The organism is Microcystis sp. M165S2, assembly GCF_020245885.1.
Classification (GTDB): Bacteria; Cyanobacteriota; Cyanobacteriia; order Cyanobacteriales; family Microcystaceae; genus Microcystis.
This window is the reverse complement of the sequence record NZ_JADBTZ010000338.1, coordinates 1-17,881: the sequence shown is the minus strand read 5'-3', so window position 1 is coordinate 17,881 and position 17,881 is coordinate 1. Positions and strand designations below refer to the sequence as shown.

The following is a 17,881-nucleotide window of genomic DNA, read 5'->3' as shown; positions in this document are numbered from 1 at the left end:
AGGCCGAATTTGAAGTCTTTTCTGAACGAAACCCCCTACTATCTGTGGTCAAGGTTCAGTTTTTAGCTTGGTTATCGCTTTTTCCATTGTAGCTTAAAGCCGTCGTAAAACGACGGGGTTTTAACCCAAATTTTCGATAAAAAAGTTAACGCTGTGGTGCGTTGGACAAAATTACCATTGATAGACCAACCGGTCACTCGATCGGGGGACGACCAGAGGCTAAGATGATCTACAGCTGGATCTGCATAAAAATTTTCTTGACCGCTACCCAATAAACAGGAACTCCAATGGGTAAAATAATCGTGACTAAGGCGATAAATGGGAAAATTACCGATTAATGGCACTCCCCACCCGTCCAGAGCTATTAAAGCTTCAATTTTTGCCCCTTGAGCTTGCCCATAATGAGCTAAAGCGATCGCATTTACCACCCCCGCACTAAACCCAATCAAGGTTAGAGCTTCTCCCGGTGAAAAAGCTTCATTTAAGCAAGAAAAAGGCGAAATAATAATATAGGAACGTAATTTGACCGATTTGCTCCCCAGATGTCCTAAAAAATCCTCGGTCAATCTAGAATCATGAAAACCCGTACAAATTACCAAAGACATACAATTAATTGACACTCCCCGAAGCGCTCATGGGAGGGATTCTCGAAGCTCATCACTGCGCTTTCTGGTTTCCCCTACTCACGTCTGACAAGATTATGTCCTATCCGAACCTACTAGAATATCACTTGTTATCTAGGGTTTGCAGCAAAAAGTTTGTTGGTGGGGTTAGGAGTCGGTCGTCGGTCGTCAGTAGCCGGTCGTTTCAGGCTTTGTTGCCCTCTCTTTTTGTACCAGTTTATGTACTATAAGAAGGCTAATGCAAGGTTTTTGAGGGTCCCAATCCGATTTTCGCAGCATGAACATCGGATTTTAACAGGTCAAAAGCCTTATTTTAAAAGGGTTTTACCATTATTCAGCCAACCCTATCTAGTTGTCCACTTGTGGATAGCTCTGCAAGCGTTTTGGTCTTTCAACCAAGATTCGGGTATGCCCTACCCTATCCGCCTTACGGCTTCCCCACTTCCCCACTTCCCCACTTCCCCACTTCCCCACTTCCCACTCTGCCATAACTACTCCTGCATACTTTGTGCTTTTTGTCAAAAAAACTTTTTCTTTGCAATAAAACTACACAAAAAAAAGATCATCGTTGTGGGTGAAATTGACTGATTTACCTGTCTTAATTGGGATTACCTTGTAGGTGTGGCAAGGGTTTCAACCATTGCTGCCCAAAAAAGCACAGAATAACCCATTATGAAATTCAGTAAAATCGCTGTAACCATTGTAACATCGTTGTTAAATAAAAATCTTTCTCAATTAATTCTTAAGAATTTATAAATATTGCGGAATGTTAATTTAAATATTCTCAAGTTTTTGGAGTCAATTAATAATTTTTGCTTATCTTTGTCGAACATTGGGTGAGAAGTCAGTATTCAGGAGATAGGGTGTTGGGGTGTTAGGGTTTTAGTGGAAATTCCCCCACTTCCCCACTTCCCCACTTCCCCACTTCCCCACTTCCCCACTTCCCCACTTCCCCACTTCCCCACTTCCCCACTTCCCCACTTCCCCACTTCCCCAATGCCCAATCAAGGTTGGATTTATCGAGATAAAATTAGCAAAAATCAGGCTGGATTAAGCTTATTAGCTTACTATACGGGCAAATATTGCCATTCTAGCCCAGAAGAATGGCTCGATCGCATTTTATCAGGAGCAATTCTAGTCAACGGTCGTCCCGCTTGCCCCGATACAGTCTTGGAAATCGGGCAGCAATTGACCTATCAGCGCCCACCTTGGACAGAACCGGATGTGCCGCTCTTTTTTGAGGTACTCTACGAGGATGCCGAGGTGTTAGTGGTGGCGAAACCTTCGGGATTACCGGTGTTAGCGGGGGGTGGATTTCTCGAACATACTCTTATCCATTTGGTACATCAGCATTATCCCGATATCACTCCCTATCCAATTCATCGTCTTGGTCGCGGCACTTCGGGTATAGTCTTAATGGCTAAATCAAAGCCCGCTAGAGCTAAATTGAGTCAACAGATGCGGGAGGGGAAAATTACTAAAATATATCGAGCTTTAGTGGTTCAGGGCGACATACCAGATAATTTTACTATTAATCAAGCGATCGGGAAAATCGCCCATCCCATTTTAGGCTATGTTTACGGTGCGCTCACAGATGGGTTATCGGCCCGCAGTCATGGTCGAGTCTTAAAAAAACATCCCGATAGTACCCTATTAGAAGTACAAATTTTTACGGGCAGACCCCATCAAATTCGCATTCATCTGGCCTTTTTTGGCTATCCTTTAATCGGTGATCCATTGTATGGTCTGGGGGGATTACCGCGGCCGGATGCAGTACCGGGAGATTGTGGTTATTATCTCCATGCCAATCAAATCGTTTTTAATCATCCCAGTACAGGCAGAACAATCCCTATTTCCTGTCAGCCGCCAGCAGAATTAGTGGATAGGGAAAATCTGGAAATCTAGCCATATTTTCACCCCCCCAAACCTGATTGCCAGCGATCACTAAAAGACCACTTCGGTAATCACACCCTCAATCGCCCCGAACCGAGAGCGAGAACCTAAGACAATTGGATACAATATTGTCAACAAGCATTAAGCGATTTAAACTATCGATCGAAGGTAAAAGTCCCGAAGTTATCGAAATCTAGGGGGAGACAAAAACAAGCATGGGTAGAGTAGTAGGCATTGATCTAGGGACAACTAACTCCGTCGTCGCCGTGATGGAAGGCGGAAAGCCAGTGGTCATCGCCAACTCGGAGGGCATGAGAACCACCCCTTCTGTGGTCGGTTTTAATAAAGATGGGGAGTTAGTGGTCGGTCAAATGGCCCGGCGACAAGGGGTACTCAATCCCCAAAACACCTACTATGGAGTCAAACGCTACATAGGTCGTCGCTACTCGGAATTAAACCCCGAATCGAAGCGCGTCCCCTACACCATCCGCCGGGATGAGATGGGCAATATCAAAATTAAATGCCCCCGTCTGCAAAAAGAATTCGCCCCCGAAGAAATTTCCGCCCTAATTTTACGCCGATTAGCCGAAGAGGCCAGCCGTTATCTGGGGGAAGAAGTTACCGGGGCCGTAATCACCGTCCCCGCCTATTTTAATGACTCCCAACGTCAAGCCACCCGGGATGCGGGCCGAATTGCGGGGTTAGAAGTGATGCGGATTCTCAACGAACCCACCGCCGCCGCCCTGGCCTACGGTCTCGATGAACAGGAAAGCAAGAAAATCCTCGTTTTTGACCTGGGAGGCGGTACTTTTGATGTTTCTATCTTGGAAGTGGGTGACGGCGTTTTTGAGGTGAAAGCCACCAGTGGCGACACCCAATTAGGCGGAAATGATTTCGATAAAAGAATCGTCGATTGGTTAGCCAATCAGTTTTTGGAACAGGAAGGCGTGGAGCTGCGCCAAGACCGGCAAGCCCTACAAAGACTCACAGAAGCGGCAGAAAAAGCCAAAATAGAACTGTCTGGGGTCAGCGTCACCGATATTAATCTGCCCTTTATCATCGCCACGGAAGACGGACCCAAACACATCGAAACTCGCCTGAGTCGGGCCCAATTTGAGGAATTATGCGGCGATTTAATCAGTCGTCTCAGTCGTCCTCTCAAACGCGCCCTTTCTGATGCCGGTTTGTCCCCCGTCCAACTAGACGAAGTGGTACTGGTGGGCGGCGGCACGCGGATGCCGGTGGTTAAGGATTTGGTGCGGAGTTTTATCGATAGGGAACCCAATCAAAATGTTAACCCTGATGAGGTTGTAGCGGTCGGGGCGGCTATTCAAGCGGGAATTTTGGGCGGCGAGGTCAAAGACGTGCTGCTCCTCGATGTTACCCCTTTATCCTTGGGTTTAGAAACCATCGGCGGTGTGATGAAAAAGTTAATCCCCCGCAATACCACTATTCCCGTCCGCAGAGCTGACCTTTTTTCCACTTCCGAAAATAATCAAACTGTGGTGGAAATCCACGTTTTGCAGGGGGAAAGGGAAATGGCCAGCGATAATAAATCCCTGGGACGTTTTAAATTAACTGGTATCCCCCCCGCACCCCGGGGTATTCCGCAAGTGCAGGTGTCCCTCGATATGGATGCTAACGGTATTCTACAAGTCACCGCTAGGGATAAAATGACCGGACGGGAGCAAAGTGTCACCATTCAAGGCGCTTCTACCCTCAGCGAAGGGGAAATTAACCGCATGATCGGCGATGCTGCCCGATTTGCCCAAGCAGATCGTACCCGTCGCGAAAAGGTCGATAAACGCAATCGCGCCCGCTCTCTGGTGGATCAAGCCCAACGACGCTTAAAAGATGTTACTCTCGATTTTGGTAATGAGTTTACCCGTTCCTATCGTCGTCAAATTGAGTCTTTGAGTACGGAAATTATCGACGCTTTGGAGAAAAATGATGACCGTCGCATTGATCGCGCCCAGGCGGATCTACAGGATGTTATCTATGAATTAAATCGCGAGGTACGGCTACAATACGACGAGGAAGATGAGGGCTTTTTTAGCGCTATTCGCAAGACTTTTACCGGGGATAAGGAAGATGATCTTCCCTCCGAACCGCGCCGCGATCGTTATCGCCAGGATTATCGTCCCAGTACACCGGGTTATCAAAGTGATTATCGACCCAATTATTCGGCTAATCAAGATAGTTATCGCCCCCGCAATCAGGACAATTACTACAATGGCCGCGATAGCGATTGGCAAAGTTCCCCCCGTTCGGAGGAAAAAAGTTATAACAATAGTAAAAGTAACCGCAGCGGCGGCAATCGTTCCCGCAATGTTCCCCCCCAAAATAACTGGGATGATGACGATGATGATTGGTTTTAATCAGTGATCAGTAAACAGTGATCAGTAAACAGTAAACAGTAATCAGTAAACAGTAATCAGTAAAAAGACAGTGGGAAACTACTATTTAATACTGCTCGCTTAATACATACTGCTCACTTAGAACTCAAATCTGATAACTGATAACTGATAACTGATAACTGATAACTGATAACTGATAACTGATAACTGATAACTGATGACCGATAACTGATGACTGATAACTGAATATATGCCACAATTAGTTGATTATTATGATGTTTTAGGAGTATCTCGCACGGCTACCGGTGACGAGATCAAAAAGGCTTTTCGACGACTGGCGCGTCAATATCATCCTGATGTTAATCCGGGGGATAAATCGGCCGAAGAAAAGTTTAAAGATATTAATGAAGCTTACGATGTTCTCTCCGATGAAGAAAAACGGGTTGAGTATAATCGTTCCTTGACGGGGATTAAGCGCCGCGGGATACGTCCGGGGGAAAAAGCGAATAGTAACGGTAATGGAAAAATCCCCCGTACAGAACAGGATTTATGGAAGTTTAGAGATTTTAATAACCTTAATACTAAGCGCGCTAAAATTGCCTCCTCTCCCCGTTTAACTCGTCGAGATGTGGAAGCAAAATTGACTTTACCTTTGGAGAAAGCTTATCAAGGTGGCAGACAAAGAATTCGTCTGGAAGATGGTAGATCAATAGAGGTTGATATGCCGGCAGCCATGATCGATGGGCAGAAAATTCGTCTCAAAGGTCAGGGTATTGAAGGGGGTGATTTATATTTAAAAATAACTATCGCTAGGCATCCTTTTTTTAGGATTCAAGGTTCTGATATTGTCTGTCAAGTACCGATTACTCCTAGCGAGGCAATTGTGGGCGGTTTTGTGGAAATTCCTACCATTGACGGGTTAGTTAAAATGATGATTCCTAAGGGATTAAAAAGTGGTCAAAGATTACGTTTGGCTAACAAAGGTTATCCCACTTCCCAAGGAGAAAGGGGCGATCAATTAGTAGAAATTCTATTAGTTAATCCTCCCAATCCTAGCCCAGAAGAATTAGAACTTTATCAAAAAATACGGGCGATCGAAACTTTTAATCCTCGTCAAGGTTTATAACGATTATGCTAGGTGGGTTACGGCAAATTTGAAATTTTTTGTCAAAAACATAACTTGTCCTCGCCTAACCCACCCTACACCTTAATCCCGCTTGATTATGACCAATATAATTGATACAATTAAACCTTTTTATCCTCTAGCTTTCAAGGCTATTCGGGGCAATTTAGAGGGAACACAAAGACAATTATTAAATACTCTGCAAAAAATCGATCGCTCGCGAGGCGGATTTTGGGGACAATGGTTAATCTCACAATTATCAGAATCCCTCAGTTTTAGCGATTCTCGCCTATCTCAAAGCCTCTGGGGGTTAAATTTCCCCAATCCTGTCGGATTAGCGGCAGGATTCGATAAAGACGGTTTAGGGGCAGGACTTTGGCATAGTTTCGGCTTTGGTTTTGCCGAGGTGGGTGCTGTCACCCTAGAAGGGCAACCGGGCAACCCAAAACCGAGATTATTCCGTTTACCAGAAGATTTGGCTGGATTAAACCGTATGGGGGCAAATAACTGTGGTGCGCCAGTTCTAGCGGCAACCCTCCAACAATCTTGGCAACGACAACCCCGACAGATTCCCATCGGCATTAACCTCTGTAAATCGAAAAATACGCCCCTAGAAAAAGCCCCGGAGGACTATTTAGGCAGTTTTCGCTATTTATTCCCCCATGCTGATTATTTTGTCGTTAATGTTAGTTCTCCCAATACTCCCGGTTTGCGTTCCCTGCAAAGTGGTGAACAACTCGATAAAATCCTCGACATTTTACAAACAGAAAATCAAGGCAGAAAACCCCTATTAGTGAAAATTTCTCCCGATTTAGAATGGGAAGATATCAGAACAATTATTGACTTAGCTGTCTCCTATCAATTAGCGGGAATTGTCGCTACTAATACCACCACTAAACGCACGGGATTAAAAACCACAATTCTGCCCGAAACCGGTAAACCAATCACGGAAGAAGCAGGGGGAATTAGTGGCAAACCTTTGCGGGAACGTTCCACGGAAGTGATCCGTTTTATCTATCGGCAAACCCAAGGCAATTTACCAATAATTGGAGTGGGAGGCATTTTTTCTCTCGATGATGCTTGGGAAAAAATTACCGCCGGTGCCAGTTTATTACAGATTTATACCGGTTGGTTATATCAGGGTCCTTGGCTAGTATCAAATATTTTACAAGGATTAACAGAAAAACTAGAGGTCAATGGGTTGACTAACATTAATCAAGCGGTGGGGTTGAAATCTGACTAAGGATGAGCCAATTTTCTCTGGTAATTAGCAAGAATGTCGGAAAAATTAGCTAAAATGTTACCCGTTCCCTTTGGGGATAAGATAAGATAATTAAGATAACTACAATAGGACTGATCTAGAGACTACAACCAGAGACAAATCGATCGCCAAGTATTGAACTTTTTAACCAAACCACAATTCTATGTCAAAAAAATCATTTTTACCCGGTTGTTTAGTCGTCTTAGGACTAACAGCAGTAACCGCAGGAGGTGTCTATCTTTATCTACGAGGACAACTACCTTGGCAAAGATTCACCCCCTTAGAATCAGCAAAAGTTATCCCAGAAACTGCCTTTGCTAGTAGTTTTGTCTCCACGGATGCAAAAGCTTGGTCAGTGTTAGCTAAATATGGTACACCTGAATCACGAACTGCGGTTAGTCAAGGATTAGAAGAATTACAAAAAAATATCTTCACCGATAAGATTGATTATCAACGGGATATCGAACCTTGGATCGGTAGTATCAGCTTTGCTTTTCTTCCGGCAACTAAACCGGGGGAATCGGGAATCTTAACAGTTATCGGGATCAAAGATAAAATTAAAGCGTCGGAATTCGAGAAAAAACTAGGACAACAAGTTAATCGCAAAACTAGCACCAGTGACTACAAAGATATTAAAATTACTGCTATAGATTGGCAGGATAACACCACCATTTATACTGCCGTTGCGGGGGATTTTTTGTTGATATCCTACGATAAAAAGGTGTTAGAATCGGCGATCGATACCTACCGAGGACAGCCATCTTTTAGCAGTAAACCAGAAGTGAGAAAACTGCTTTCCCAATCCCTCAACCTACCCAATACCCTAGCGACAATTTATATCGATGATTATGCCGGAATCTTGGGAGCAGATGCTAATTTATCCCCCCAAAGTCGGCAAGAATTAGCAAAAATTCAAGATATTGTCGCGGGAGTGGGTGTCACCGATACGGGATTACAATTACAAATGGTGGCTAAACTTGCTCCTGAAACTATTTCTACCCTACCTTCCCCTAGCAGAAATCAAGTTTTAAATTATTTCCCCGGAGATACCATCGCAGTCTGGAGCGGTAATAATCTTAAACAGGGATGGGAAGAAGTAGAAAAACAGTCCCAAACTAACCCAGAATTACAAGTTTTTCTGCGTCAGATCCGTGAGAATTTTCAGATGGCAACCCTTGACGCGGATAAAGAAGTTTTTAACTGGATGGATCGAGAATTTGCTTTCGGAATTATCCCCAACCAGCAAGCGCTGGGAGGGTTAGGTTTTGGGGGAATGATGATCTGGCAAACCGGCGATCATAAAGCGGCAAAAACTACCCTCGAGAAGTTAAATCAATTGGTAAAAACTGTTCCTGTTATCACCATAAAAAACAGTCAAATTTCCGGTGAAGATGTGACTGAATGGAAAGCGGAAGAACAAGCGATTTTAACCTATGCTTGGCCTAATAATGATACCTTAAAAATGACCGTCGGAATTCCCTATCAACCCCAACCGAATCAACCGATTAGCCAAAGTGAGAATTTCCGAGCATCTACCGCTAATCTACCCAAGAATAATCTCGGTTATTTCTTCATCGATGTGGAGCAAATTATCGCTAAAGCGGGAGGAATTAATAATCTTCCTGCCACGGAATTAACCCCGGAAACAAAAGCCTTTTTAGAATCGGTACGCGGGATCGGAATTACTGCCACTATGCCTGATAAAACCACCAGTAAAATTGATGTTTTATTTTCCCTGAAACAAACTCCCTAAAAAGTAACCGACTAGATAAAGCGATCCACAGAGAATTATCTGACTATCGGCAGATTCTTGGATGGCTTTTTTTAGTCCTAAAAATACATCGGAACAAGTCTCTAGGTGAGATAATTCTGGACAAATTGAAGCCGCTAATTCCGCTAATGTTTCAGGATTGGCACTGCTATGATCTGGCACAGGAACTAAATATAAACTATCGCCTTTTCTTAATAAAGCTTGGAATATTTCCCGATGATCTTTGGTCGATAAAATTCCCATCACCCAGATAATTTTTGGGGCTTTTAAACTATCTACATACTGCCTTAAACCAATAGCAGCAGCAGGATTATGAGCGCCATCTATTAAGATTTCTCGCTGACACCAATTAACGGTTTGTAACCGTCCTAACCAGCGAGTTTTTGCCATTCCTTCTTGCACGACTTCATCGCTAATTTGCCAACCTTGCTGACGTAAAATATTAACAACAGCGATCGCTATAGCAGAATTAGTTAATTGAAAATCTCCCGCTAAGGATAAAGGATATTCTAACCCTTGATATTTAGCGCGATTATCAGCAATTTTCTCGGCAGCTTCTACCCATACCGTCGGACAATTTAACAGCTTGATTCTCTCCCTAACTACCCCCTGCGCTGATTCCGGTAATTGTCCGATAACTGCCGGACAATTCGCTTTTAATATCCCCGCTTTCTCCCCGGCAATATCCGCAACCGTGGGACCTAAATTTTGCCAATGTTCCCGACTAATAGAAGTGATGACAGTAACTAAAGGTTGAGCGCAGACATTAGTCGCATCTAATCTTCCTCCTAAACCCACTTCCATCACGGCAATATCCACCTTTTCCCGAGCAAAATACAGCCAAGCAGCGGCAGTAATTACCTCAAATTGAGTAGGACTTTCCTGCTGGGGATCGATACGCGATTGTATATACTTAAGCAGGTTTTCTAAAGTCGCAGTTTCAATATTTTCGCCATTAATAGAGATTCTTTCCGTCCAATCAATTAAATGGGGAGAAATATAACGTCCGACTTTGTAACCGGCAGTGCTGAGAATAGAGGATAGATAGGCACAAACTGAACCTTTGCCATTAGTTCCCGTGACATGAATAATCGGAATTTTATCTTGGGGATTGCCTAAAATCTCCAGCAGATTTTTTATTCTTTCTAAACCGAGATTGACACCAAAACGCTGAAAAGGTTGCAGTAAAGAATCGATAGTCATGGTCGGTAAACTATAAATAAAGGAATCTGGGTAGGAGCATCGATCCTACCCGCACGGATGACCCTTTCTGTGGGTAGTAATGTCTAAAGTTTGACTAAAATGCTCGGTTCTTTTTGGATCGGTAAAACATCAAGAGAGTCAATATTAGCGCAGTATTTTAAATCTTCTTGACAGTGGAGACGCAAAAGGCGCTGACCGTGACTACAACTGTGGAACATTCCTAAAAGATCATTTTGCCATTGACGATAAAGAGCGATCGAGGCAATAACCTCATCATTCCCGATCGCCATTTGCCCCGATTGTTCTTGTAGCGCATCGGCGATCGCTCCAGCACAGGCCGTATCTTCCAGAGAATAACCCCCTTCCCAACCAGAGCCAACAATCCAGACGGTATCGGGCTGCTTATCCAATAGGTAATTAACGGCAGCTTGCCGATTAATCATGGCCGCAGTGATCACGATCGGGGATTCTTCCACTCTTTGCAGAGCGCGAGTGCCGTTAGTGGTGCTGATAAACAGACGACGACCTTTCATTAAATCAGGGGTACAATCGAGGGGAGAATTGCCCAGATCGCAGCCTTCCACTTTCGCGCCACCTCTTTCTCCTGCCCGGAGACGTTTTTCCGGTTGCCAGCTATCACTCACCTGCATCAGGGTTTTCAGATCGCTAAAAGTTTGCACTGCTTCCGCACCGGCATTGAGGGCAGTGGCGATCGTGGTTGTCGCTCTTAAAACATCGATAACGACGGCGCAATCGGGTAGAGTATGGACGGGGGTAAGTTCGGGAGTATGATAAATGAAAACCTGCACGAGTTATACCAAGTAAAAAGTAAAGGGGGAAATAAGCTCAACATACCGCCGCTCGGCGCTGCGCTGGCAGAAGAAAGACAAGGCCGATTTTATCACGATGGATGTCAGCTAGTTAAGCTGTTCGTAATTCAAATTGCTTGTTGAGATCAGGCAAGGGGGGCTAATCTCAGAATAAGCGGTTTAAATACGTCTTAGCTTATCACTTGAAATGCCCACGCGGATCACAAAATTGGCCAATTGTCAATAGGGTTTGAGCTGCTCTCACCCTGTCGCTCGTCATGACGAAATGTTATAATTAACAATTATTATGCCTGCTAACTTCAAAATTCATGTCTGCTAAAGATCGTTTTCATGGTGCAGTGAGAAAAGGATTAGAAAAAGAGGGTTGGATCATTACGGATGACCCTTTAAGGATTGAAGTGGGTGATGTAGAAATGTATGTCGATTTAGGAGCAGAGCAACTGATAGCCGCAGAAAAAGACAATGAAAAGATAGCCGTTGAAATTAAAAGTTTTATCGGTAAATCCAGTATTTCAGAATTTCATACTGCTATTGGACAATTCTTTAATTATCGTGTTGCTTTAGAAGAAAAAGAACCTAAAAGACAGTTATATTTAGCTGTTCCTTTAGATATTTATTATAGTTTTTTTGAATTGCGATTTATTCAAACTGTCGTTAAACGATTTCAAATTTACCTGCTTATTTATGATCCGATTGGGGAGGTAATTGTCGCATGGAAAAATTAGAACAATATCGTCACTATGTCAAGCAAGTCATTACTGAATATTCTCAGCTAGGTTCATCTAAAGATCCGATTGAACAACAATTGATTTTTGATACAGTTGGCGATCACTATCAATTGATGTATGTTGGCTGGAAAAATAGACGAAGATATCATGGTTGTGTTTTGCATCTCGATATTAAAAAGGGTAAAATCTGGATACAACATGATGGCACTGAGGTAGGAATTGCCAATGAATTAGTTAATTTAGGTGTTCCTAAAGAAGATATTGTTTTAGCCTTTCATGAACCCCTAGTCAGAGAATATACAGGGTTTGCGGTGGGTTAATCTTAATCAGAGAAAAGCGCCAAACTCACCTAACCTAATCATAGCTTGACCTACAAACAGGATCAGCAAGAGATTTCCATTTTTTTACCTTGCTGATCTCTGCATTTCTTGATTAACAAAACTTAACAATTAGGGGCGAAATTTTGCTTGCTTTTGTCGGCAGATTTTGAGATAATATTTTTAAAAGATTTTATTCATAATGGGAATCTGTGCATTTTTAAAAATTTTGCACTGATTCCCATTATAAGAAAAGCATAGCGCAAGCCGCCGGCAAAGTCAAGTCTTTTCCCATTAATTAGGGAAGGTTTTTGAGCCACCAGCTTGAAAATCTTGCAGCTGCTGGGCCAAACAGGCCGCCAAACCCCTTACCTCGTCTATATTTTACATTTATTCAGCCAACCCTACCTAAATCTCTGCTGAAGGTGGAGAGCAAAGGCTGTTTTAAACTAATGCTTTACTGCGATCGTTAGAAGTATCCCCAAAAATTGCCCCTCGTCGAATCAAATCCTGTTTTTGTTCGGGAGTGATACCCGTTGCATTGGTAAAGATAGCGTTTTCAACTTCCGCCCCACTCAGGAAAGCCCCACTCAGGTCAGCTATCCACAGGTTAGCCCCACTCAGGTTAGCCCCTCTCAGGAAAGCCCCACTCAGGTTAGCATCACTCAGGTTAGCATCACTCAGGTTAGCCTTACTCAGGATAGCCCCACTCAGGATAGCCCAACCCAGGAAAGCCCCACTCAGGATAGCCCCTCTCAGGTCAGCCTCTCTCAGGTCAGCCTCTCTCAGGATAGCCCTACTCAGGTTAGCCCAACTCAGGTTAGCCCTACTCAGGTTAGCCCAACTCAGGTTAGCCCCACTCAGGATAGCCCCAATCAGGTTAGCCTTACTCAGGATAGCCCCACTCAGGATAGCCTTACTCAGGATAGCCCCACTCAGGATAGCCTTACTCAGGATAGCCCCTCTCAGGTTAGCCCCTCTCAGGTTAGCCCCACTCAGGTTAGCCCCACTCAGGTTAGCCCCTCTCAGGAAAGCCCCACTTAAATCAACTTGTTGTAGAGTTGTCTTATCGATTGTTCCCTCTCGAATTGCCTTAATTAATTCGGCTTTTTCAATAACTTTTGCATCTGTAGTGAACTCTGCTTTTTTGACGATAATTTCGGGTATATCGTCTGATTTAAGTTCATTGAGAAGGGCTTGCAATTCCCCCGATTGATGTAAATCTGCTAGGCGCTGTAGTCCATCTTCTGAACCTTCTAAAAATAGCCGAATACTGCCTTTAAGTTTCATAATAGGCTTGATCGTGTTGTCTCTGGCGATTTTTTGAATAAGGTTGTTAATCTTATCAATTTTCTCTGGTGTCAGGTCGTCTATACCTACCTCAATAACTAATTCAAGAACTCTATCCGATTGCTGAGGTTGCGGTTTATTGTTATGATCAAATATCTGAGAATTATCTCTATACCTTGCCAAAGCAGTAATCAGATTCTTACTTCCAATCTTTTCACCTGTTTGCTCTGACAAGATTTTAAATAAACTAGAAGCTGCATTCTTGATTGACTGTTCTTCTTGTCCAATTTCTTCCGTTAGATCAGCATATTTTTTATCCTCAAAAATACCTTTTAATATTTTTGTCTCCACGTCCGTTAATCCCTTCTTTGTATGCTTTTTTTTCAGATCATTAACCAGTCTTTCTAATTCAAACCAAGAAAGGGTTTCAATTTCAGTCATTTTTAGTTCATTCATTATCATTATTTTTATAGGTAACAGGACTTAAGATTACTTTTCAGTACCCTGTCAGGTTACTTGAGAGTACCTAAAAAAAGTACCATTTTCATGACTTTTGAGTAACGACAAATAATCAGAATTTTTTTAATCTAGAGATAGTTCACCTCCTAAGTAAAAGGATTGATGATTATGTATAAATATTGGTTAAAGTACAGAGAAGACCTTGTCAGTCTTGCCAAAATTACCAGCACCATATTTGCGATCGCATCATTTTTAGGCTTCTCTTTGCCAGAGAAATTTCCACCTACCCCCTGCCAACCGACGGCAATTGTTGAAACCACAGAAGTTAGCACTAACAATTAGTCAAAGCGCAAAATTCGCCTAACCTAATCATAGGTTAACCGACAATCAAGCAGACAAACAAGATCGGCAAGAGATTTCCATTTTTTTACCTTGCTGATCTCTGCATTTCTTGATTAACAAAACTTAACAATTAGGGGCGAAATTTTGCTTGCTTTTGTCGGGAGATTTTGAGATAATATTTTTAAAAGATTTTATTCATACTGGGAATCTGTGCGTTTTTTAAAATTTTGCACGGATTCCCATTATAAGAAAAGCATAGCGCAAGTCGCCGGCAAAGTCAAGTCCTTTCCCATTACTTATGGGTGCGAATTTCCCGGAATCAAAAAAGGGGGTTAATGGTGAGTCAGACCAAATATGGGTTACACTTCATCTTTAAATGGGAAACGCTGTCATTCTTTGTAGGGAATATGACTAGACAAACCGCTAATCTCGGACAAACAGGAATTTCCGTCAGTGCCTTGGGAATTGGGACTTGGGCATGGGGAGATAAACTATTCTGGAACTATGGCAAGGAATACGGAGCTAGTCAGGTAGAGGCGGCCTTTAAAGCGGCAGTAGAGGCAGGAATCACCTTTTTTGACACTGCCGAAGTCTATGGACTGGGGGAATCGGAACGACTCTTAGGAAAATTTACTCAAGAGACTGATATTCCCATCGATATTGCCAGTAAGTTTGCCCCCGTACCGTGGCGATTTGGGGCGAATGCCGTTCATAATGCCATTACAGAGAGCTTAAACCGTCTAAAAACCGATAAAATTACCCTTTACCAAGTACATTGGCCCTTCACCTTCCTGATTAGCCAAGAAACCCTAATGAATGCCCTAGCTGAAGAAGTAAAACGAGGCCGTATTGCTGCAGTGGGCGTAAGTAATTATTCCGCCGAGCAAATGCGTCAAGCAAGCCAGATTTTGGCGAAAAAAGAGGTTCCCTTAGCGGTCAATCAGGTGCAGTATTCGCTTTTGTATCGCAAAATAGAAACTAAGGCAATTTTAGCCACAGCCAAGGAATTAGGTGTCACCATCCTTGCCTACAGCCCCCTCGCTCAAGGACTACTGACGGGTAAATATAGCCCAGAAAGCCAGAATTTGCCCGATGGAGCCAGAAAAGTTGACTCGCGGTTCAAAAAAGAAGGTTTGGAGAAAATAGCCCCAATTTTAAGGGTACTGCAAGAATTGGGCGCAAAATACCAAAAAACCCCCGCACAAGTGGCCCTCAATTGGTTAATCGCCCAAGGGGATGTGATTCCCATTCCGGGGGCAAAAACTGCGGCCCAAGCGAGGGAAAATGCTGGGGCGTTAGGATGGAGTTTAGAAGCGCGAGAGGTGACGCAATTAGAACAGATGAGCCGGCCTTGGCTGTAAAAATCAAAACTTTTGATTTTCGATCACCATTCTGGAAAAAGTCTCTAACTTTTTGGTGATCAAGATCAAAACAGGCTACAATCTTTAGATACTACTGTACTACTTAAGAAAACTGGGACAAAATTAATGGCGACAACGACAAGTAATCCTGATCGAGATAAAGCCTTGGGTTTAGTCTTAAATCAAATCGAGCGCAACTTTGGCAAAGGTTCGATTATGCGTTTGGGAGACGCGACCCGGATGCGGGTAGAAACCGTGCCTAGTGGTGCTTTAACCCTAGATATGGCTTTGGGTGGCGGCCTACCGAAAGGCCGCATCGTCGAAATTTACGGGCCAGAAAGTTCTGGAAAAACCACTTTAGCCCTCCATGCGATCGCAGAAGTGCAGAAAGCTGGGGGAGTGGCAGCCTTTGTCGATGCGGAGCACGCTTTAGATCCCACCTATTCGGAAGATTTAGGGGTAGATATCAATAATTTACTGGTGGCACAACCGGATACAGGGGAGGCAGCCTTAGAAATAGTTGACCAGTTAGTGCGTTCTTCGGCCGTGGATATCGTTGTCATCGACTCGGTGGCCGCTTTAGTGCCGCGGGCGGAAATTGAAGGGGAAATGGGGGATAATCAGGTGGGTTTGCAGGCCCGTTTGATGAGTAAAGCCCTGCGAAAAATTGCCGGTAATATTGGTAAATCGGGTTGTGTGGTGATTTTCCTCAACCAACTGCGGCAAAAAATCGGTGTTACCTACGGCAATCCTGAAGTGACCACCGGGGGGACGGCCTTAAAATTTTATGCCTCGGTACGTTTAGATATCCGTCGCATTCAAACTTTGAAAAAAGGCACGGAAGGGGAATACGGAATTCGGGCTAAAGTTAAGGTGGCTAAAAATAAAGTTGCGCCTCCTTTCCGGATTGCTGAATTTGATATTATCTTCGGTAAAGGCATTTCCCAAGTGGGTTGTATGCTCGATATCGCCGAACAAACGAACGTAGTTACTCGTAAAGGGGCATGGTATAGCTATAATGGCGAAAATATTGCCCAGGGTCGCGATAATGCCGTTAAATATCTCGAAGAAAAGCCAGAAGTAGCGGCGGAAATTGAGAAGTTATTGCGGGATAAATTAGACATGGGTTCGGTTCCTTTCCCCACGGAACCGGCCGATGAGGACGACGAGGAAGATCTGGAGCCAGAAATCTAAAAGAAGACGGTTTTAGGTCTTGGTTATCCCCCGATTTTGGGGGATTTTTTAGCTTCAGAATCGATAGATTTAGCGGCTTCTAACCATGATTGTAAACCTTTTTTAGTCGGTGTTCCTTTAGGGGTAAAAGTCCATAGATCTCGTTTATGTTGGGGTCCATAGCTGATATGAATCGGGCGATTAATTCCGTAAAAATAGAGAGAATCAAAGGGTAATTTTTGGGTTAAAATCCAATCGATCAGGCGATCGCTCGTTAAATCGATAATCCGAAAATCACAGGCTGCCCCCAATCGCTGACAATAATATTGACCTTTTTGATTAATTTCGTGGGCGCAATGTTGATCGCAACTGGGATCGATTCTACCGTTTTTTAAGCCAGTGATTGGGTCTTTTTTTTGGAGAAGTTTTCTCAGATCATTGGAACAAAATCCGTAGGTTAATTGGAATTTTTCTCGACCAAAGTTATCAATAATTGGATCGATAATAAAGTGAGCGAGATTTTGCCAAGCGGTTATCGTTTCAGGATTTTTTGGGTAGGGATCGATTTGTGCTGCGTACTTTTGATAGGTTTGGGAACAGGTAGATAATTCCTCTAGGGTTAAATATTTACCAATTAACATAATCAGTTATCAGTTTTTAGCTATATCCTATCACCCCATTTACCTATTTTGCCAAAGCTGCTTTTTTGCGACCATAATAAACAGCGATAAAAGCGCTGACATACATCCATAAACTATAGACAACTGCGGGAATGGCTAGATCGGGATTATTTAATAAACCGGCAGTGATAGCAATAGCTAAAGTGCCGCTTTGAATACCCACTTCAATTGCGATACAAATTCTTTGGGGAATAGTTAATTGAATTGACATCCTCGCCGCCGTAAAACGGACGGCGATTCCTCACCACGCCACTTTTTTAGGGTGGTCGCTGAACGGGGTTGACGCTTCACCGAAAAATGCTTAATTGCTTAAGTCTGACACTTTCTCCACGTCCGTTTTCAGTGTCCGAATGCCCTCCGGCCACTTTGAACAAGTCGAAAAAATCTCATGTTCAACCTTATTTCCTAGAAAGTTTTACTCGTTCAAGGCCGAATTTGAAGTCTTTTCTGAACGAAACCCCTTACTATCT

Annotated in this window: 15 protein-coding genes and 1 pseudogene; 10 read left to right on the top strand and 6 right to left on the bottom strand. The window is 43.4% G+C overall.

Annotation, left to right across the window (positions count from 1 at the left end; genetic code table 11):
- Positions 1 to 71: 71 nt before the first annotated feature.
- Positions 72 to 605 (bottom strand): hypothetical protein, encoded by a 534-nt coding sequence (locus IM479_RS16830; RefSeq protein WP_287687590.1) that lies wholly within the window; start codon positions 603 to 605, stop codon positions 72 to 74.
- Between the two features lie 1,014 nt (positions 606 to 1,619).
- On the opposite strand from IM479_RS16830, the gene IM479_RS16825 reads away from it, so the two are divergent.
- From IM479_RS16825 to IM479_RS16805, 5 genes are all read left to right on the top strand, one after another.
- Positions 1,620 to 2,528 (top strand): RluA family pseudouridine synthase, encoded by a 909-nt coding sequence (locus IM479_RS16825; RefSeq protein ID WP_287687592.1) that lies wholly within the window; start codon positions 1,620 to 1,622, stop codon positions 2,526 to 2,528.
- A gap of 203 nt (positions 2,529 to 2,731) precedes the next feature.
- Positions 2,732 to 4,894: a molecular chaperone DnaK gene (gene dnaK / locus IM479_RS16820; protein WP_287687594.1), complete on the top strand. Its 2,163-nt coding sequence runs from the start codon at positions 2,732 to 2,734 to the stop codon at positions 4,892 to 4,894.
- A 229-nt stretch (positions 4,895 to 5,123) separates the two neighbouring features.
- Positions 5,124 to 5,999: a J domain-containing protein gene (locus IM479_RS16815; RefSeq protein ID WP_286824718.1), complete on the top strand. Its 876-nt coding sequence runs from the start codon at positions 5,124 to 5,126 to the stop codon at positions 5,997 to 5,999.
- A gap of 97 nt (positions 6,000 to 6,096) precedes the next feature.
- A complete protein-coding gene (locus IM479_RS16810; protein WP_287687596.1) occupies positions 6,097 to 7,239 on the top strand; it encodes a quinone-dependent dihydroorotate dehydrogenase in 1,143 nt (380 codons plus the stop codon).
- A 181-nt stretch (positions 7,240 to 7,420) separates the two neighbouring features.
- Positions 7,421 to 9,010: a DUF3352 domain-containing protein gene (locus IM479_RS16805; protein WP_287687598.1), complete on the top strand. Its 1,590-nt coding sequence runs from the start codon at positions 7,421 to 7,423 to the stop codon at positions 9,008 to 9,010.
- Here the strand turns inward: IM479_RS16805 and IM479_RS16800 are convergent.
- Complete coding sequence (locus tag IM479_RS16800; RefSeq protein WP_287687600.1) at positions 8,984 to 10,231, bottom strand: bifunctional folylpolyglutamate synthase/dihydrofolate synthase; 1,248 nt, start codon at positions 10,229 to 10,231, stop codon at positions 8,984 to 8,986. The two genes, IM479_RS16805 and IM479_RS16800, sit on opposite strands and share 27 nt — an antisense overlap.
- A gap of 83 nt (positions 10,232 to 10,314) precedes the next feature.
- Positions 10,315 to 11,040, bottom strand: a complete 726-nt coding sequence (locus IM479_RS16795; protein ID WP_286824723.1) for a 2-phosphosulfolactate phosphatase family protein — start codon at positions 11,038 to 11,040, stop codon at positions 10,315 to 10,317.
- 329 nt (positions 11,041 to 11,369) lie between these two features.
- Here IM479_RS16795 and IM479_RS16790 point away from each other — a divergent pair, with 329 nt between their 5' ends.
- Positions 11,370 to 11,786, top strand: coding sequence for a XisH family protein (locus IM479_RS16790; protein WP_287076571.1), 417 nt, complete (start codon positions 11,370 to 11,372; stop codon positions 11,784 to 11,786).
- Positions 11,774 to 12,109, top strand: coding sequence for a XisI protein (locus tag IM479_RS16785; protein WP_286824724.1), 336 nt, complete (start codon positions 11,774 to 11,776; stop codon positions 12,107 to 12,109). The genes IM479_RS16790 and IM479_RS16785 overlap by 13 nt, the downstream gene beginning before the upstream one ends.
- A gap of 441 nt (positions 12,110 to 12,550) precedes the next feature.
- Here IM479_RS16785 and IM479_RS16780 read toward each other — a convergent pair whose 3' ends face one another.
- Positions 12,551 to 13,858, bottom strand: a complete 1,308-nt coding sequence (locus tag IM479_RS16780; protein WP_287687601.1) for a pentapeptide repeat-containing protein — start codon at positions 13,856 to 13,858, stop codon at positions 12,551 to 12,553.
- 165 nt (positions 13,859 to 14,023) lie between these two features.
- Here IM479_RS16780 and IM479_RS16775 point away from each other — a divergent pair, with 165 nt between their 5' ends.
- The 3 genes from IM479_RS16775 to recA all read left to right on the top strand — a co-directional run bounded on the left by IM479_RS16775 (position 14,024) and on the right by recA (position 16,752).
- Positions 14,024 to 14,197 (top strand): hypothetical protein, encoded by a 174-nt coding sequence (locus IM479_RS16775; protein WP_287687602.1) that lies wholly within the window; start codon positions 14,024 to 14,026, stop codon positions 14,195 to 14,197.
- 407 nt (positions 14,198 to 14,604) lie between these two features.
- Positions 14,605 to 15,558, top strand: coding sequence for an aldo/keto reductase (locus tag IM479_RS16770; RefSeq protein WP_286824727.1), 954 nt, complete (start codon positions 14,605 to 14,607; stop codon positions 15,556 to 15,558).
- Between the two features lie 126 nt (positions 15,559 to 15,684).
- Positions 15,685 to 16,752 carry a recombinase RecA gene (recA, locus tag IM479_RS16765; protein ID WP_286824728.1) on the top strand — a complete coding sequence of 356 codons (1,068 nt, stop codon included), beginning with the start codon at positions 15,685 to 15,687 and terminating at the stop codon, positions 16,750 to 16,752.
- A 23-nt stretch (positions 16,753 to 16,775) separates the two neighbouring features.
- Here the strand turns inward: recA and IM479_RS16760 are convergent, their stop codons facing one another.
- Positions 16,776 to 17,372 (bottom strand): hypothetical protein, encoded by a 597-nt coding sequence (locus tag IM479_RS16760; protein WP_287687604.1) that lies wholly within the window; start codon positions 17,370 to 17,372, stop codon positions 16,776 to 16,778.
- A gap of 43 nt (positions 17,373 to 17,415) precedes the next feature.
- Positions 17,416 to 17,613 (bottom strand): annotated as a pseudogene (locus IM479_RS16755) (bile acid:sodium symporter family protein); the annotation flags it as partial.
- Between the last annotated feature and the right edge of the window lie 268 nt (positions 17,614 to 17,881).

Excerpts from the sequence above, each read along its gene's own strand:
- IM479_RS16830 (WP_287687590.1), bottom strand. The coding sequence starts at position 605 with ATGTCTTTGGTAATTTGTACGGGTTTTCATGATTCTAGATTGACCGAG.
- IM479_RS16825 (WP_287687592.1), top strand. The coding sequence starts at position 1,620 with ATGCCCAATCAAGGTTGGATTTATCGAGATAAAATTAGCAAAAATCAG.
- dnaK (WP_287687594.1), top strand. The coding sequence starts at position 2,732 with ATGGGTAGAGTAGTAGGCATTGATCTAGGGACAACTAACTCCGTCGTC.
- IM479_RS16815 (WP_286824718.1), top strand. The coding sequence starts at position 5,124 with ATGCCACAATTAGTTGATTATTATGATGTTTTAGGAGTATCTCGCACG.
- IM479_RS16810 (WP_287687596.1), top strand. The coding sequence starts at position 6,097 with ATGACCAATATAATTGATACAATTAAACCTTTTTATCCTCTAGCTTTC.
- IM479_RS16805 (WP_287687598.1), top strand. The coding sequence starts at position 7,421 with ATGTCAAAAAAATCATTTTTACCCGGTTGTTTAGTCGTCTTAGGACTA.
- IM479_RS16800 (WP_287687600.1), bottom strand. The coding sequence starts at position 10,231 with ATGACTATCGATTCTTTACTGCAACCTTTTCAGCGTTTTGGTGTCAAT.
- IM479_RS16790 (WP_287076571.1), top strand. The coding sequence starts at position 11,370 with ATGTCTGCTAAAGATCGTTTTCATGGTGCAGTGAGAAAAGGATTAGAA.
- IM479_RS16785 (WP_286824724.1), top strand. The coding sequence starts at position 11,774 with ATGGAAAAATTAGAACAATATCGTCACTATGTCAAGCAAGTCATTACT.
- IM479_RS16780 (WP_287687601.1), bottom strand. The coding sequence starts at position 13,858 with ATGATAATGAATGAACTAAAAATGACTGAAATTGAAACCCTTTCTTGG.
- IM479_RS16775 (WP_287687602.1), top strand. The coding sequence starts at position 14,024 with ATGTATAAATATTGGTTAAAGTACAGAGAAGACCTTGTCAGTCTTGCC.
- IM479_RS16770 (WP_286824727.1), top strand. The coding sequence starts at position 14,605 with ATGACTAGACAAACCGCTAATCTCGGACAAACAGGAATTTCCGTCAGT.
- recA (WP_286824728.1), top strand. The coding sequence starts at position 15,685 with ATGGCGACAACGACAAGTAATCCTGATCGAGATAAAGCCTTGGGTTTA.
- IM479_RS16760 (WP_287687604.1), bottom strand. The coding sequence starts at position 17,372 with ATGTTAATTGGTAAATATTTAACCCTAGAGGAATTATCTACCTGTTCC.